This window comes from Sphingobacterium sp. UBA7038, from assembly GCF_002494055.1.
GTDB classification, from domain to species: domain Bacteria; phylum Bacteroidota; class Bacteroidia; order Sphingobacteriales; family Sphingobacteriaceae; genus Sphingobacterium; species Sphingobacterium multivorum.
The window spans coordinates 198,243-214,011 of the sequence record NZ_DLAV01000011.1; the positions used below are offsets into that span (position 1 = coordinate 198,243).

General features: G+C 38.3%; 18 protein-coding genes. 9 read left to right on the forward strand and 9 right to left on the reverse strand.

The window, feature by feature from the left end; genetic code table 11:
* Positions 1-89: 89 nt before the first annotated feature.
* On the reverse strand, positions 90-473 hold the full coding sequence (locus B3H30_RS05290; RefSeq protein WP_070566939.1) for a winged helix-turn-helix transcriptional regulator: 384 nt from the start codon (positions 471-473) through the stop codon (positions 90-92).
* Positions 474-784: 311 nt separating this feature from the next.
* Between B3H30_RS05290 and B3H30_RS05295 the strand changes: the two genes are divergently transcribed.
* Positions 785-1,468 carry a YceI family protein gene (locus B3H30_RS05295; RefSeq protein ID WP_070566941.1) on the forward strand — a complete coding sequence of 228 codons (684 nt, stop codon included), beginning with the start codon at positions 785-787 and terminating at the stop codon, positions 1,466-1,468.
* A 141-nt stretch (positions 1,469-1,609) separates the two neighbouring features.
* On the opposite strand, the gene B3H30_RS05300 is transcribed toward B3H30_RS05295, so the two are convergent.
* Complete coding sequence (locus B3H30_RS05300) at positions 1,610-2,653, reverse strand: hypothetical protein (RefSeq protein WP_070566943.1); 1,044 nt, start codon at positions 2,651-2,653, stop codon at positions 1,610-1,612.
* A 71-nt stretch (positions 2,654-2,724) separates the two neighbouring features.
* Complete coding sequence (locus B3H30_RS05305) at positions 2,725-3,330, reverse strand: hypothetical protein (RefSeq protein ID WP_070566945.1); 606 nt, start codon at positions 3,328-3,330, stop codon at positions 2,725-2,727.
* Positions 3,331-3,608: 278 nt separating this feature from the next.
* Between B3H30_RS05305 and B3H30_RS05310 the strand changes: the two genes are divergently transcribed.
* Entirely contained in the window at positions 3,609-4,100 is a 492-nt protein-coding gene (locus B3H30_RS05310) for a GNAT family N-acetyltransferase (protein ID WP_070566947.1), read from the forward strand.
* Between the two features lie 95 nt (positions 4,101-4,195).
* On the opposite strand, the gene B3H30_RS05315 is transcribed toward B3H30_RS05310, so the two are convergent.
* On the reverse strand, positions 4,196-5,644 hold the full coding sequence (locus B3H30_RS05315; protein WP_070566948.1) for a DUF2931 family protein: 1,449 nt from the start codon (positions 5,642-5,644) through the stop codon (positions 4,196-4,198).
* Positions 5,645-6,007: 363 nt separating this feature from the next.
* Between B3H30_RS05315 and B3H30_RS05320 the strand changes: the two genes are divergently transcribed.
* From B3H30_RS05320 to B3H30_RS05335, 4 genes are all read left to right on the forward strand, one after another.
* Positions 6,008-6,472 (forward strand): GNAT family N-acetyltransferase, encoded by a 465-nt coding sequence (locus B3H30_RS05320; protein WP_254667721.1) that lies wholly within the window; start codon positions 6,008-6,010, stop codon positions 6,470-6,472.
* A 279-nt stretch (positions 6,473-6,751) separates the two neighbouring features.
* Entirely contained in the window at positions 6,752-7,231 is a 480-nt protein-coding gene (locus B3H30_RS05325) for a hypothetical protein (RefSeq protein ID WP_070566950.1), read from the forward strand.
* Positions 7,232-7,316: 85 nt separating this feature from the next.
* Positions 7,317-8,480 (forward strand): PepSY-associated TM helix domain-containing protein, encoded by a 1,164-nt coding sequence (locus B3H30_RS05330; RefSeq protein ID WP_070566953.1) that lies wholly within the window; start codon positions 7,317-7,319, stop codon positions 8,478-8,480.
* Between the two features lie 93 nt (positions 8,481-8,573).
* Positions 8,574-8,906, forward strand: a complete 333-nt coding sequence (locus tag B3H30_RS05335; protein WP_046675064.1) for a winged helix-turn-helix transcriptional regulator — start codon at positions 8,574-8,576, stop codon at positions 8,904-8,906.
* Positions 8,907-8,908: 2 nt separating this feature from the next.
* Here the strand turns inward: B3H30_RS05335 and B3H30_RS05340 are convergent, their stop codons facing one another.
* Positions 8,909-9,367 (reverse strand): VOC family protein, encoded by a 459-nt coding sequence (locus tag B3H30_RS05340; RefSeq protein ID WP_070566955.1) that lies wholly within the window; start codon positions 9,365-9,367, stop codon positions 8,909-8,911.
* Between the two features lie 382 nt (positions 9,368-9,749).
* On the opposite strand from B3H30_RS05340, the gene B3H30_RS05345 reads away from it, so the two are divergent.
* Positions 9,750-10,373: an HPP family protein gene (locus tag B3H30_RS05345; protein WP_070566959.1), complete on the forward strand. Its 624-nt coding sequence runs from the start codon at positions 9,750-9,752 to the stop codon at positions 10,371-10,373.
* 81 nt (positions 10,374-10,454) lie between these two features.
* Here B3H30_RS05345 and B3H30_RS05350 read toward each other — a convergent pair whose 3' ends face one another.
* The 4 genes from B3H30_RS05350 to B3H30_RS05365 all read right to left on the reverse strand — a co-directional run bounded on the left by B3H30_RS05350 (position 10,455) and on the right by B3H30_RS05365 (position 12,757).
* On the reverse strand, positions 10,455-10,718 hold the full coding sequence (locus B3H30_RS05350; protein WP_070566961.1) for a hypothetical protein: 264 nt from the start codon (positions 10,716-10,718) through the stop codon (positions 10,455-10,457).
* Between the two features lie 255 nt (positions 10,719-10,973).
* Complete coding sequence (locus B3H30_RS05355; protein ID WP_046675059.1) at positions 10,974-11,381, reverse strand: VOC family protein; 408 nt, start codon at positions 11,379-11,381, stop codon at positions 10,974-10,976.
* A gap of 128 nt (positions 11,382-11,509) precedes the next feature.
* Positions 11,510-12,031: a hypothetical protein gene (locus B3H30_RS05360; protein WP_070566963.1), complete on the reverse strand. Its 522-nt coding sequence runs from the start codon at positions 12,029-12,031 to the stop codon at positions 11,510-11,512.
* A gap of 72 nt (positions 12,032-12,103) precedes the next feature.
* Positions 12,104-12,757, reverse strand: a complete 654-nt coding sequence (locus B3H30_RS05365) for a Pr6Pr family membrane protein (RefSeq protein WP_070566966.1) — start codon at positions 12,755-12,757, stop codon at positions 12,104-12,106.
* 187 nt (positions 12,758-12,944) lie between these two features.
* On the opposite strand from B3H30_RS05365, the gene B3H30_RS05370 reads away from it, so the two are divergent.
* On the forward strand, positions 12,945-13,688 hold the full coding sequence (locus B3H30_RS05370) for a LytR/AlgR family response regulator transcription factor (RefSeq protein ID WP_083295993.1): 744 nt from the start codon (positions 12,945-12,947) through the stop codon (positions 13,686-13,688).
* Positions 13,685-15,604 (forward strand): sensor histidine kinase, encoded by a 1,920-nt coding sequence (locus B3H30_RS05375; protein ID WP_070566968.1) that lies wholly within the window; start codon positions 13,685-13,687, stop codon positions 15,602-15,604. The genes B3H30_RS05370 and B3H30_RS05375 overlap by 4 nt, the downstream gene beginning before the upstream one ends.
* Positions 15,605-15,769: the final 165 nt, after the last annotated feature.

A 15,769-nucleotide genomic window follows, 5' to 3' on the forward strand; every position in this document is an offset into this window, starting at 1 on the left:
CCTATTATCAAAGGGATTTGCTACCAACGTATCAGGTTCTTTACAGGCATCCTCCCTCTTATCACTAAAAGTAAAGGCGTGTTTACATACTAGGTCGTTGCTTCCAGTTCCCCATTCTTGTTATAAAGCTTACTTCGGTAAGTTATACCCCATTTAGTAATCTCATCGATGATTGGGCCCAAAGTTTTTCCGCATTCGGTCAATTCATACTCCACCGTCAGAGGTTTGGTATTTAATACTGTTCTTCTGATCAGCTGGTTCATTTCTAAATCCTGCAGTTCTTTAGACAACATCTTCGCACCTATCCCCTCAACTTCGCGCAGCAGTTCCATAAAACGTAATTTCTCAACCAACAATAAGGTACCTATAATATGAAATTTCCATTTTCCGGCCAAAATCTCCATGGTATCGTTAATGGCCAACACACGTGTTTTGCATGCACCTGACGACGTTAAAGTTGCTTCCTTTTTCATTACATTATTTTTTTATTCATGTACGCTCTACCCTCACAGGCTTCCTTATCCCCGATACGATCAACGATAAATGAACACACAAGCAAAGCTTGGTGCCACTGACATGATTTCTTTATTCTTACAAAAATACGCATTTATAAAGTTACAGACCACTATCTTTTTGGAAAGTAGTTTCTTTAAGGAAACTGATACCAAAAATAAACTATCTATCATCTACCTTTGTATCGACAACATCAGCAGTTGCAAATTGGCACAGTTGATGCGGCAAAATATAAAGTGTAAAAAACATATAAAAAATAAAACGATTAAAAATGAAAAAGCAATTAATCTCGGGTTTAGCCCTTATCCTGTTGTTAGCTTCTTGTCAAAATACAAATGGCGACAAAGCAACAACAACAACTGCTCAGGAAGTAACTGAACAAAAAGGACAGACTTACACTGTTGAAGCAGATAAAAGCTCATTAAAATGGACTGGTTACCATAAAGGCGGTTTAAACCCAAGATATGGTGTTTTGAAAAGCGAAGGAACACTTTCAGCTGAAAATAACGCAGTTACTGGTGGTACTTTCACTATCGATGTCAATTCTATTCTGACAGATACAGCTTCTGTAGATCCTGCGACATCCGGTGGCAAAAAATCATCAGATCTGGATGCACATTTAAAAAGTGCTGATTTCTTTGACGTAGCAAAATATCCAACTGCAAAATTCGAAATCACCAAAGTTGGCCCATTTGATGCAGCGCAAGGAAAAAGTGTTGTTGCTGATGCGACAAATACAGTTAGTGGTAACTTAACCATCAAAGATAAAACGGTGAATGTAACTTTCCCTGCAAAAATTACTTTCAATGGTGATGAAGTAACATTCTATTCTAAATTTACGATCCAAAGACAAGATTGGGGTCTTACATACGGTACAGAAGGTAACCCTCAAGACTGGATGATCGCACAAAACGTTGACATTGAACTTAATGTCACTGCAAAAAATGCGAAATAGATTTCGATAGCGCTTCGTCGCTCTTAGCAAATAGATTAATCCGGTAGACTCTACTTGATTAATCTATTTGATTTAAATAACCTCCGAATACGAGATCATCTTTATTCAAGACATGGATCAAATGTGAATCTCCCTTACTTTTCAGTGTGCTCTAATTTTTTTTTTCAATCGCTGTTTTGCCTTACGAACGGCTTCCACCGAAACACACAGCAATTCACTCATACTCGCATTACTTAAATCCAATTTGAGCAGCGCTAATATCTTAAGATCATTCTCGGTAACCTTTGGATAAGTTTGCCGCATTTGTGTCAGATAAGCGGGATACACTTTGTTAAAAACATGTTTGAATTTTTGCCACCGCTCATCTGTCATAATGTGTTGCTGCAAAAGCGCATTCAAATTATCCGTAACCTGCGTGATGTACGCCGGATCAGATTCGGAGATCTTCGCCACCTCCTGCCTAAGTTGCTGGATAACGACATCATTCTGGCGGATGGTGGCTGTAAATTCAGTCAAAGAGTTTCGTAAAATCATTAGCTCCTGATCTAGCAATTGTTTTTCATCGGCAAGCGCAAGTTGGTCTTTTTCTAGTAAAGTATTCCGCATCTTAATTTTAATTTTCGACTTATTGACCAACAATACAATTATGGCAAAAATCAAGAGAAGAACAATGCCTATAAACTGATACATGCGTTTTGTCCGAATCCGTTTTTCTTCAGTAGCCTGTATAGTCCGATTGTATTTTTCAGACTCCCTTTGCCACAGCATTTTCTGTATCTCTTTATCATTCATCCTTTTTTCCAACGAATCTTTCAACATCAGATACAAATGCAATTGCTTAAGCTCCTCCCCTCCACGTCCTAACCCCCGCATGATGTTAGACTTGGATTTTGCTAATTCTACTTTATATTTTAAAAAATAGGGCTTATCTTCCATCAAACTTTCACAGGTCATCACATATTGCTCAGCCAATTTCCATTCTTTCAATTCGATATACCAATTGGCTAAATTGAGATTTGCACGCATCGCATCTTTCCGCTCATTATAACGCATAGAAAGCTCAATATTTTTCTTAACTAACCCAATAGCTTTTTCCTTTTCACCTTTTCGCCATGCATGATCTGCTAAATTACCCGAAATGATACCAATCCAAACCGAATCTTTCGCCAATTTAGCTTCATCCATTGCGCGATTCAAATAGGTAAAAGCTTGGTGATCGAGCGAGTCCTTTGCTAGATATACAGCAATGGAATTGATCAGATCGACACGTTCCCGTGCAGCCGGCGTGGTAAAGGTAGCGCTTCCTCTAAATAAGCAACAGCATTTGCCTGTTCACCAATGTAGCTGTAGAAACTCGCCATAAATTGGTAATGCTTGACTACCATGGGGATTTTTTTGATAGTAACTTTAGATTTTAAATCATTCGCTCGTAAAAAGAACGGAAATGCTTCCTTTACCCGTCTATAGATAAAGTTGTAATATCCTTCACGGGCACAACCCAACATTTCTAATTCAGGATCTGGATGTACACGGAGCAACTGCTCAGCCAAACGATAATAGCGCTCAGATGATGAATTTATGCGATCAAACGCAATTGAGAAACCGTCAGCCATACGCATATAATAAGCCCATTTTAAAGCAACACTTCTTTTTTTGTCTGCCAATTCCAAAAACGGCGCCAAGGCATTTTTCAATTTTATCGTATCACCATCAAACCTAATAGGCAACTGAAGAGCAGCCTCCAGTTGGACAACAGGGTTTTTAATTGCAGCTATTTCCACTACAGATTGCCCACATACATGATTAAAGTTGCTTGACAATACCAAAGAAACGAATACAAAAAAATAAAATATGGTCTTCATGCTTGAAAAAGGTCAATTTCAACGCTCTGTCTGCCTATTGGCATAACCGATAAATTAATTTCAACAATTCTGTGAAATTAATACGCAAAATCCTCCGAGAAAATGGTTAATACTGACTTATTGTTCGTAAATCGGATCGCCGACTTGCGGTTATAAATATAATATTTATAACTTTAACATAATTACACGTTTTCATTAAAATTTCGCCTTCTTTTGATACCACTGCAACCCATTAGGTTTGGCATATCAAGCCTTTTATTCAACACTTTTTCCAAAAGATGACCAAAATTCAAACAAAAACAATGGGATTGATTCTCCGAAAAGGAGTATTGCAAGATCTGCAAGAAATGTTAATCCTATTTTCTGAAACTATTGCGACTGTATGCGCAGATAATTATAATAACGAGCAAATTGCAGCATGGGTATCGTCCGTCAATAATCATGGCCGTTGGCATCGGCTAATCGAAGATCAGTATTTTATTGTAGCTATGCTAAATCAGAAAATGGTTGGGTTCGCTTCCCTCAATCATGGAAACTATGTCGATGTCATGTATGTCCATAAAGATTTTCAACGCCAAGGGATTGCTCAAAAACTTTATACTACATTGGAAGATGAAGCAAGAAGACTAGAAAGAACTTTCGTGACTGCTGATGTAAGTAAAACCGCGAAACCCTTTTTTGAGGCAAATGGATTTAAAGTTATCGCTGAGCAGATACAAATAAGAACTGAAGTCGAAATACCAAATTATAACATGAAAAAAGATCTGTAGATTCACTTCCAAATTTTAGAAATGCTCCCCATAGTCGATTACTTCAGTTTTCAAAAGCAGCTTACTTTCACTATCGGTTCTTAATGTCGCTGTTGCTATGTTAGTCTTTGTGTCAACACTGAACTCCAGCATAGCCCCAACGTCCTTTTTGTCATTAAAAAATGAAGCGAAATTCTTAAATGTCTCAGTTTCATCAAACAAAAACCGCGCAGCACATCGGTTATTATGTTGATCATACCATTTAATGTACACATCTTTGGGAATACCTCGAGATGCCATGTCCATATCCCGAAGACGCTCATCAAAGACAAATCGTTCGGAATTATAAAACTCCAAGTCCGCATCAAATGCTTTTCTGTCAGAAGACAATACAAATTTAGGCTGTACAGGATAACGTTGCCGTAATTTATCCCAGTAGCCATAGGGAATAGATTTATTTGCAATGGCTTGTTGAACATCCGAAGGAATAATCGATAATCGGACAATACTTGATCGCGCCATTCCTGATTAAAGACATTACCGTACGCTCCATTATCTTTGGATGTATCCGTAGCATGGATCACTACTTTTTCGGCTTGATAACGACCGATTTCGACCTGACGACGTCCTGTCCCACTGGCCCATACTACAAGTACACCGCCAGGAGCAAAACCCAAAATAATCTTATTATAATGTTCATCATTAGTTTTGATCGCTCCTTTTTCTTGGTATGGTGTACTGAACAACCTCCGCAATTTACTATAATCAATCGGACCGTTCATGCGATAAAAAACATCTTCAGCAAAGGAATACCAAGTAACGTCTAATGCCTTAGGCAATGACATCACCTGCTCATATGTACCGCCTCCAGCTTGTCCCCACACGGCGTTATAGTTTACGATATTGCCTTCACTAAATGTAAATTCATAATCTTCATCTTTCGGAAAGATAAAACGGCCACTATATAACTGGACGGGATAAGCTGCTGGATTACTCATCGCACAGAACCATTTATAGCGCCCTTCTCTGATATTATCTTCTTGTGTTAGGCGTTCTTCCCTGAGGTCATTAAACTCACGTATTGTCGTTGAGAACGCGAATATAATCGGTAGTAAAATAAGATATCCAAGCAAAGTCGGAACCAAATATTTCCAGGATTTTATTGCCCATGTGATAATCACGCTACTAAAGAATGTCAGGAAGATACTGAGTGTTAAAATCAAAGGAAACATTTCCTTAATCACTCCCCCTAAATCTGCATAAAGCCGATGCTCGTATTCATCACCCCAGGTTGATAAAAAAAGAAGTACCGGAAGCAATAAAGAAAATAAGCAATAAAAAAGAAAACCATAGCCAAGTTCAAAAGCGAATTTTGGTTTCTCTAAGACCTTTAACTTCTTCCGAAAGAAATTAAAATAGAAATAAATCAAAGCGATAACAATAAAATAAGGCGAACAGCAAAATGCAGCATAAACCATATTTAGATCTGCATTCTGTACAAGTAAGGTCGCAATTAGGCTGATGATAGCAACCAAAAAAGCAGAAACTGTCGCTCTTATAATCATTGTAATTTGTTTTTAATCCAAAAAAAGCTGCCGAAAGCCGTATAACTGACAACAACACGATTCAAAAATAACAAGAAATGTCTTATGAATATAAGCCGATCAATATTCAAATACATTGATCAACTATTCGATCCAACGTGGACAATATATTTTTTTCACAAGAAGGATTTAATTAACTGTTATTCGTTTTCGTCAGGATCGATACATTGAGCCATTTCATATTACATTCAATAAACGGTCGACTTTATCCCCTCAGCGAGATATCGCTCGTTATAGTAAAATTTCTTCGAAAAAAAATCCGATCAAAAGCCCTTTAACGAAAATCATTTAAGTTTACTAACTTCGCTTTTATTCTTCAAAAAAATGGATATACATCATAACATTATAAGTGCCCAAGAAAGTGACGCACATTATGTCCCTGAAATTATGCTCCAGGCAATGGAAGACATTATATTTCGCTTTATCAAAAAAGAAGATCGAAGCGAGGCTGTAAATTTCTTAACGCAGCTCTTCAAGCAAAAAGGTAATCTCTATAGTTATGAGCATACGTTTGTCGCAATTGACGACAATGGACATATTTTAGGCTCATTAACCGGTTACGATGGTGATCGATTTATTGAATTAAGACAGCCTATTTTGGATCATATGAAGGAACTGTACAATAATAATTTGATTCCAGAAGCCGAAACAGCTGGCGACGAATTTTATATCGATTCAATTGCGGTTGCTCCCATGGCACGGGGCAAAGGTATCGGAACAGAACTTTTAAATTATGCAATTACACATGCCAAGCAAAATGGTTTTAAGAAAGTTTGCTCGTCGACCTAGAGAATCCCAATGCACAAAAACTCTATGAAAGGATTGGTTTCAAACTCGGCAAAAAAACTCCTTTAGTAGGGGGCGAATATTATCACATGTATATTCAACTTGATTAGATACGGCTTTTATCTAATTTATCGCCATTTCAGGCCTTATCCCGCTAATCAGTATCTTTTGAGAAGAAGTCCAAGCAGCTCTGGCAGACAACACCAATTAGATCAGACATAACCACTGATCAATTGGCAAGGATTTTGTATTCTAGAAAATAACTATGAAAATTTGGGAATAATGAAAAAGCTAATTTCAATTGCGGTGGGCTGTCTAAGCCTAGTTCTGGTGACGCCAGCTTTAACACAAGCACAACACAGAGGACATGACGACCATGGCTGGCATGGCAACAAGGACCGTGAAAAATACATTCGAAAACGGGAAAAAGAGTACGACAAATATGTGCGCGAACGCGATAAGCAAGATCGCAAATACTGGAAACATGCATACGAACATGATCATGGCCGTCCAAGATGGGCTAGCGCACATCACTACGACATGAGACATCATGTGTACTTTAGCGATTACAAAACATTCTATGATCCTTATCGGGGCGGATATGTCTATATGACCAATGGCCGATGGAACTTTTCTGTGAATGTCCCTTCTTTTCTAGTGAATGTCAACTTAGGAAATGCTGCGATTCGTGTGGTCAAAGATGTACCTCTTGACAGAAGACCAGAAGAGTATTACGACGATAATGAGGATTGGGACGATTAATGGTACGATTAAACTTTACGTTTATTTAGAATAATTACTGATAATACTATATTTTTGCGCTGTTCATCCGATTGACAGCGCATCTATGACACATAAAAGAGCTAAACAAAAAAGCCTAAAAAATATACTTAGAAAATTGCATCTTTATTTGGGCTTATTATTTGGTATAATCTTTTTTACTGTTTGCGTGACAGGGATGTTATTGAGCTTTGAAAAAGAGCTTACCCCACTTTTATGGCCGAAAGAACAGCAGGTAACTGTACAAAGCAATCGTCTTTCCCTTGCACATATTTCCCAAAAAGCCGAAGCTATCTTTCCGGACAAGAAGTTGTTTCGCATCGAAATTCCAGCAGATCCTTCCCGTAGTTTCCGTATTCAGTATGGACAAAAAAAGACCGGATACTGGTATGCATATATAAATCCTTATACAGGAGCACTATTATCCAAAGGTCGGCAGAGTGACCGTTTTTTTCAAAAGACTTTGGATATCCATCGTTTTCTTCTCGTCGAAAAAATCGGAAGTACCCTAACTGGAATCTCAGCTCTAGCGGCTTTCTTTCTTGCCCTAAGTGGTATTTACCTGTGGTGGCCAAAAAATAAATCCATGCTCAAACAACGTGTAACGATAAAAATGGCAGCCTCTCTCAGAAGAAAAATCTGGGATTTTCACGCAGTGGGCGGTTTTTACGCATCTTTGTTTTTAATTATTTTTACCTTGACGGGATTGACCTGGAGTTTCGATTGGTACAATAAACAATTCTATAAAGTATTGGGTTCAACGCAAAAATCAACAAAAGAGAAGATCAGCAACATCAACAATCAGGCTTTTTCAGATTACCTCGTGCTGGATACGATCTATCAGCAGCTAAACAGCCTATATCCCAGCTCTGGAAATATAATTATCACGTTTCCTGAAAAGAAGGACTTAGCTTTTGCACTAACTAAGGAAAATTTTTCAAATGCAACTTTACAGATCAACCAGGCTTTCTTTGACAGCAAATCCGGACAACTACTTAAAAATAACCCTTTAGAAAAATTACCTTTGGCGCAACAGGCTCAACGTATGATGAAATCTATTCATATGGGGTCGATATTTGGATTACCTTCTAAGATTATTGTATTCTTAGCCGTTACACTAGCCGCTTCTCTCCCCATCACAGGAATATGGATATGGTTGAACAAAAGAAGAAAGAAGAAACCGTCAAAAAGCCAAAAGAAGAAAGCAATTCAACTTCAAACCATAGCATAGCGTATTATCCTTATTTTTAAACTTATTCAAATGAATTCTTATATCAGACACACGACTAGATAATAATAGAAGAAATGATCGATATTAGCTGCTATGAAAGACCGCAAAGAAAATTCGACGAATGCAATCAATGAAAAAGCATTACAACAGTTCTGTAACGCCTCCAAGACGCTGGCATTATTCAGTGGCCGATGGAAGCTTTCGATTCTATTCAAACTCCTGGAGCAGGATACGAATTACTCGGAATTCAAAATTCTCCTGCCCCAAGTCAGCGATCGTACACTCGCAAAACAATTGAAAGAATTACAACTGGACGGACTCATTCAAAAAGACCGAAGTAAAACAGCATCAATCTATTCGCTGACCGATAAAAGTCGTAAACTAAAACCCCTATTGGCGGCGCTTTCCGGGTTTAACAACGACTAACCTTAACTAAAATCAACACGCTCCAAAAACTCAATCACTTCCCCATTCGGACTGTAAACGAGGCTATTTCGCACAAAAACATCTTTTTTACCTTGGCTGAGTATGAGTTGAAATACTCCATCACTCAAATCTTGAGCACCATGGGCGATAGCCTGTATTCGGGCATCTTCGGCGTCTTCTACCGTAAAACACAGATGAAGTAGCGCATTCTCGACATATTCCTCCCCTTCTATACGCCTTCTTCCCTGCGTTGGAATAGTAGCATTCTTATCACAAATTTCCAAATAATAGCCAATAGAGGCATTAAAAAGCATAGCACAACGTTCTAAATTAAACTCGGGTAATGACCATTCATGCACAATAATAAAACCGAGATTTTCATAAAATCCAATTGTCTTATCAAAATCCTGAGCCTTAATCGACAGGTGGTGAAAACCCAAAATATTATCTTTCAATTCCATAAAGTATATTTTTTGAACAAAACTAATGTGTTTTTCTGGAGACTGGAACAACTTACAAAATTGTAAGTTGGGCTGGTGGCCATAAAAGAGTATACGTTAAAACTAGCAGTATTAGAGGGAGATTTTAAATTATAGCAGATAGATTTTATTATTTTAATGTACTTTTGCCCATTAAATTTCTCGATCTGAACAAGGAATAAAAGCTTTGTAACTACCATGAGTCTATAAATATGAGGTATTCATTAGACATCATTTCGATGGACTTTACTGTCCAAAGTATGGTGACATCCAACATAAGAAATCGGATGTTATAAATTCTTCAAAAATCGAGATAGAATACGCAAAGTTTAAAGCCCTTAGTCTATATATATTTGCAAATAAAATGAAACAGCATCTTCACCGACAATTACGGATCTATAGATATGTGATCTATAGAGAGACGTTAGTCGATCCTTGGGAACATTTTTGGTCATTTATTGGCGCCTTTGTAGGAATATTTATTATCGCTTATATCCAATCTCTTCATTTACCTTCGCTGGAAAATATCTTTTTGATAGGCTCCTTCGGAGCTTCCTCGGTTTTGGTTTATGGTGCCATACAAAGTCCACTTGCCCAACCCCGCAACTTAATTGGTGGGCATGTTGTTTCTGCAATCGCCGGGGTTACCGTTGCACAGCTCCTTCCCGATATTATCTGGCTGACCGCTCCCTTCGCCGTGGCCTTGTCCATTGTTTGTATGCAGCATACACGCACGCTACACCCTCCTGGTGGAGCAACAGCACTCATTGCCGTCAGCAGCGGAACAAAAATTTCAGCGATGGGATATTGGTATGTATTAAGTCCAGTACTATCGGGTTGCATAATTTTATTCCTGGTGGCTCTGATCTTTAACAATATCACGAAAAAGAGACATTATCCTGTAAAAAAATCACGTTTGCGCCGCTCAAGAAGACAGCATTTAAAAACCCGTTTTGAAGCAAGCAGGAGCCCATCGAGTCTTGATTAAAAGTCTTTATGGTCTATTGAATAACACGATCTAAAACTAATAAAGGATAGCGTTTTGGGTAGACGCCCAAACGCTATCCTTTTATGATCGCTTCTTTCCGTCATCTAAAACAGTTATTATAGCCCGATAAATTCCATACAGAAGGAATAGTAAACTCGTAATTGTAAGCCCCAAATACTCCACCACCCAAGCAATAAGTATGGCGACCAAATGGATTTTACCATTCTCCGGTTTAAATGCGGCACCTGAATAAACGTAATAAGCGATGGAACCAAATATAAGAATCCATATTATCGCATAAACATAATGAAGCGGATTTTTGCTGAGCTTTCTATTTTTAAACATATGTCAAGTTTTATGATCTAATACTGATCCGCTTATCTAACACGAACGAGCATTTCGTCAAATGTAGGGTGCACATCCGTTTTTGACAAGCCATAACTATAATTCGCTTACCCTGATTTAATATTCGTACTTCCTATAAAAAATCGCCCGCGGCAATGGTCGGCATACACTTGCTTCGCTACGTTAAAATCAAAAGAAAAAGTCCCTTACATTACTGCAGGGACCTTGCTTCCACCGATTATTCCGTTGTGATTTTTATGCGGTTGGAAATTTGCTCATATCCATGTAAAATATCTCCCAGGTATGCCCATCAAAATCTTCAATACTTCGCTGTTGCATAAAACCATAGTCTTTCATTGGCGTGGGTTCTATACCGCCAGCTTTCAGTCCTTTATCAACAATTTCGTTCACACGATCCAGACCAGAGACAGCAAGTGAAAATAGTCCTGCGATCTGTTTTTTTGTATCTGCAAGCGGTTTTTCCGTAAATGTTTTAAACTTATCCGGAGATAAAAGCATAACAAAAATATGCTCACTCCAAACCATACATTTACCTTGCTCATCCGAAAACTGAGGATTGTTCGTAAAGCCCAATTGTGTATAAAAATCCATTGACTTATTCACATCTGCTACCGCGAGATTTATAAATATCTGTTTCATCATTTAAAGTTTAATTGCTACTGATCTAACAAAGATGAAAATTTCCGTCCAAAAAAAACTTGGCCTATGCGAAGATTTTTATTTAGCATCAATGAACTGGTGGAATAGCTAAATCTTGTTTGGAAAGCTCGTTACTTGGAGAGCTCATTCAATTCAGCCTGCGAAAACACATGCTCGCCTTTTAGATAACCATTCGCTTCTTTCAGATAGGTATATATTACTTCTCGGCCCTTTGGATTGGGCAATTTATGTAAATTTTTGACCAAGAAATCTTTATCACGCAATCTATCTTTACCATAGCTTAAAAAAGATGGTGCGTGCGTCTGCACGCTCCAACGAATAAAACGTAAATCGATATTGTCAGGGTATTTCATGATCATTTCTTCGAGGAGCTTTTTTCCTTTCTTGAATTGCCCCAATTTTGTAAACGGGTTGCCCATATGTTTTGCCCATAATATCTCATAAGCCGCGAGATAACCCTTTTCTGTGGCGGAATTGGCAGCTTTTTCCAATAGTTTCAGATTCGTTTCACAGAGCTTTTTGTTTTGAACAGCAGTCGCGTACTCGGCTCTCATTTTATCAACATCCACTTGACCAAAACAACAAATCGCACATAATACCAAAGAGACACAGATAAAAAATCGTATAACCATTTTTCAATTCAATTAAAGTAAAAAATAAACGCCGTTTTGTGATATAACAATATCGAAGAGCTTTGAGTTTTCTTATTTTTTAATCCGTTGAGAACGCCGTTTGTTTTGCCACTTTCCCAATACAATGAGCAATGTACCAATGACGATGAAAACCAACGTTACTCCAAAGCTGTTCAAAATAACCCTGTCCATCCCCAATTCGGAAACATTGACAAAAGGATAGGGATAAAATCCAGAAAACGAACCATGCCACAACGTATAAAAAAGATAGACTAATGGGAAGATCAACCAATAAAAAATATGACTCCACCGGATTGTTCCCTTGTCCAAAAAACGCCACCAAAAAAGGAAAAAACTCACAGGAGCGAGCACATGCAATAATTCGTCAACCACCATTGATAAACCCTGAGGATGCGACAGAAAGCGAAGTATGGTATTATAGATAATTCCGACAATAAGAATATATAATGTTACGGCAGTAATTGTTTCGGGTCTAGTAAAAAATAGGCCCATTCGACTCTTTGACCAGCAAATAGTAAAAAAACAGCATAACATAACCATTACATTACTCAGAATTGTAAAATAACTAAAAAACTGAATAATATAGTCGATCCTGTCAAGCTTGGAGGTATGAGCACTTAAGATAAACTGTCCAACAATTGCAAACAAGGTAATTATACCAATGCTACCAGCAAAAACCGATTTTAATGACTTCTGAGCCTCCATATTTCTAGTGGTCTATACAATACTAAATATAAAAATTTCAACTGCTATTTGGAATTTTAAATGATCAAATCCAATTCACCCCTACTCGAATCTTAAATCCAGATTGTAAATAATTGCAACGAATTGTAAATGGATTCAGTTTCCTTACTTACAATTATTATTTTTATAGGGTATAAAGTATTGATAAATGATCAGAGTAGCCATTATCGAGGATGAACCCGCGGTACGCAAAGAAATCAGCTATTTAATCCAACAGGAAACTGATGTTGAACTTGTTGGCTGGAGTGATACGGTGACAAATGCTGTAAAATTGATTGAAGAGAAACAACCAGACGTTATACTCATGGATATTCAACTCCGTGATGGTACAGCATTTGACATCCTAAAAAAGCTAATCGCTATTCCACAGAATATTATTTTCATTACGGCCTACAATCATTTTGCAATCAAAGCCATCAAATATGGTGCTTTGGATTATCTTTTGAAACCGGTCGATCAAACCGAATTAAACGAGGCATTAGAACGTTACCGGCGTAAAAGCGAAAACAATCCCCAATGGATGCAGCGTTTATCAATGGTGCAGGAAGCTTTACACGCCAGCGAACTTCCCGAAAGCATCGCCTTGTCTTCCATACACCATGTACGTATCGTCCCCGTTCACAACATCGTGTACTGCAAAGGAGACGGTCCCTATACTTTTTTCTTTTTAAATGATGGTACAAAGGAGTTAATTTCTAAACCCCTCAAATATTATGAAGAATTATTGCCACCGCCCTATTTCTTACGCACCCATCAATCGTATCTTGTTAATAGGTCACATATTTCTGGTGTCAATCGTTCCGAGTATATTGTCTTAAAGAACAAAGAGGAAATTCCGATTTCATCACGCAGAAAAAACTCGATCTTAAATCAGCTGTTCCCTGAAAAATGAGCCTATTGAACCGCATTTTCCCTTGGCTGCTACTGTCTTTGTTTTCGATCGCTTGCGCTCGAAAGAATGACGCACTGTCGCCCGATCATGATGCTATTGCCGCAGAGATTAAAACGCTGGAGGACCAAAGATTAAATGCAGCAAATGGGGATTCCATCAAACTTGCCTGGTTAAAGTTAGACCAGCATGCCACCGTAAAAAAAGACACGGTACTCGCTGCCCGTGTAAAATATTATCTAGCACGACTCTATGCTATGAGTGGCCAAGATTCGGCTCTTTTTTTTGTTCAACAGGCGCTCGAACTCATTGAACTCACCACCGGAAACGCTAAATACAAAGCTCTTATTTACAATGGCATAGGAAATATCCGCAGCATAGAAGCAAAACAACGCGAAGCGGGCTATTATTACAACAAAGCCGCCACGATTGTTTTGTCGGATACCGCATCAGGATTGTCAACCGAAGCGAAATCAGCGATATTACTGTCCGCTGCCCAAAACAACTTGAGCTCCTTTCAGTATAACCTTGCAGAAAAAATGAATCGTTCGGTACTCCCCCTAATTGATTCGCTGCCTGAAGGACACATTAACCGACAACGCGTATTGGTACAAATGATCCAGACGCTGAATACTTTACAGCGGCCAGCAAAAGATATTGCCCCCTTCCTTCATCAACTCGAAGAATTACATGCCAAAAATCCAGACAAATACAACATTAGTTTTCTATATGATTCGAAGATCCAATACTATGAAACGGCTAAAAAACCGGACTCCATTTTACATTATGAGTTGCTAAAAATAGCGATAGATGAACGTTTGCACCAACAAACAGCGTCCTCTATATTGATGAACAATTTATTCGTAGACTACAGTAATGTTGCCGCAATCTATGTTTCATTAAATAAGCCGGCCTTGGGAGAAAAATTCATCCAAAAAGCCAGCAAACTTAAAGCGCAGTTTCCAAAATTAATCTTTCCCAACAACGAAATTACATTTCAAAACAGTCTAGCAGCCGTCTATCGCTTGCAAGGAAAAAATAAAGCCGCAATAGACGTATTGAATCATCTTGTGCAATTACAAAGGGGTATTTACCAATCGGAGAATACACAAGCGATCGCAGAAATGAATGCCCTATATCAACTCCAGGCGAAGGATCAATCTATTCGAATACTGAACGAAAATATCAAGATCAATAAACTCCAGCTACAACAAAATCGTTTAGGGCTGATCATATCCTCGCTCGCGGTTATTTTATTGATCATCATACTTTTCTTCCTATATTACAGTTTTCGCCAGCGCCGTTCCATACAAGAGAAAGAAAAGGTCTTGTTGCAGCAGCAGTTGTTGCGCACACAGATGGAACCGCACTTTATTTTCAATACCCTTTCCGCTGTACAGAGCTTCATGCGCCTGGATAAGAAGGAAAATGCCATCAAATATTTAAATCGTTTCAGTCGACTACTACGCAGCAATCTCGAATTAAGCCGTGAAAACCTTGTTCCATTAAATGAGGAACTGGAAACCTTAGAAAACTATTTGATCTTGCAGCAAATGCGTTTTGAAGATGCCTTTCATTACCATATCACACAACCTGAAGATCAAGATTTAAGTGCGGTCATGCTACCACCAATGCTCATACAACCCTATGTTGAAAATGCAATTCTGCATGGCATAAACCTCGAAACGGGCGATGGCAGTATCGACATCCAGTTTACGTTATCTGAAGATATCCTACAGGTGACGATTAAAGATAGTGGTAAAGTAAATCCAGACATTCCTGTAATTACCCATCGTTCACTCTCTGGGACCATCAGTCGTGAACGCATGCAGTTGTTGGGCAAGAAAGCAAGTGTACAGATCACCAAAAACCCAACTGCTGGTACCACAGTCATCCTTCATATACCAGTGACATATTAATGGCAAACAAAGGAATATTTAACGTCCTTTCTAGGTTCTACTGCAGTGAAAATTTCAGGAAAACAATACAGAACTTGCAAGACAACACGTATTTCAACAGAAATCAGAAAAAAGAACCATGTTGAGCCAAATTTCGATACCGTAAAATACGGGATATTGAAACGC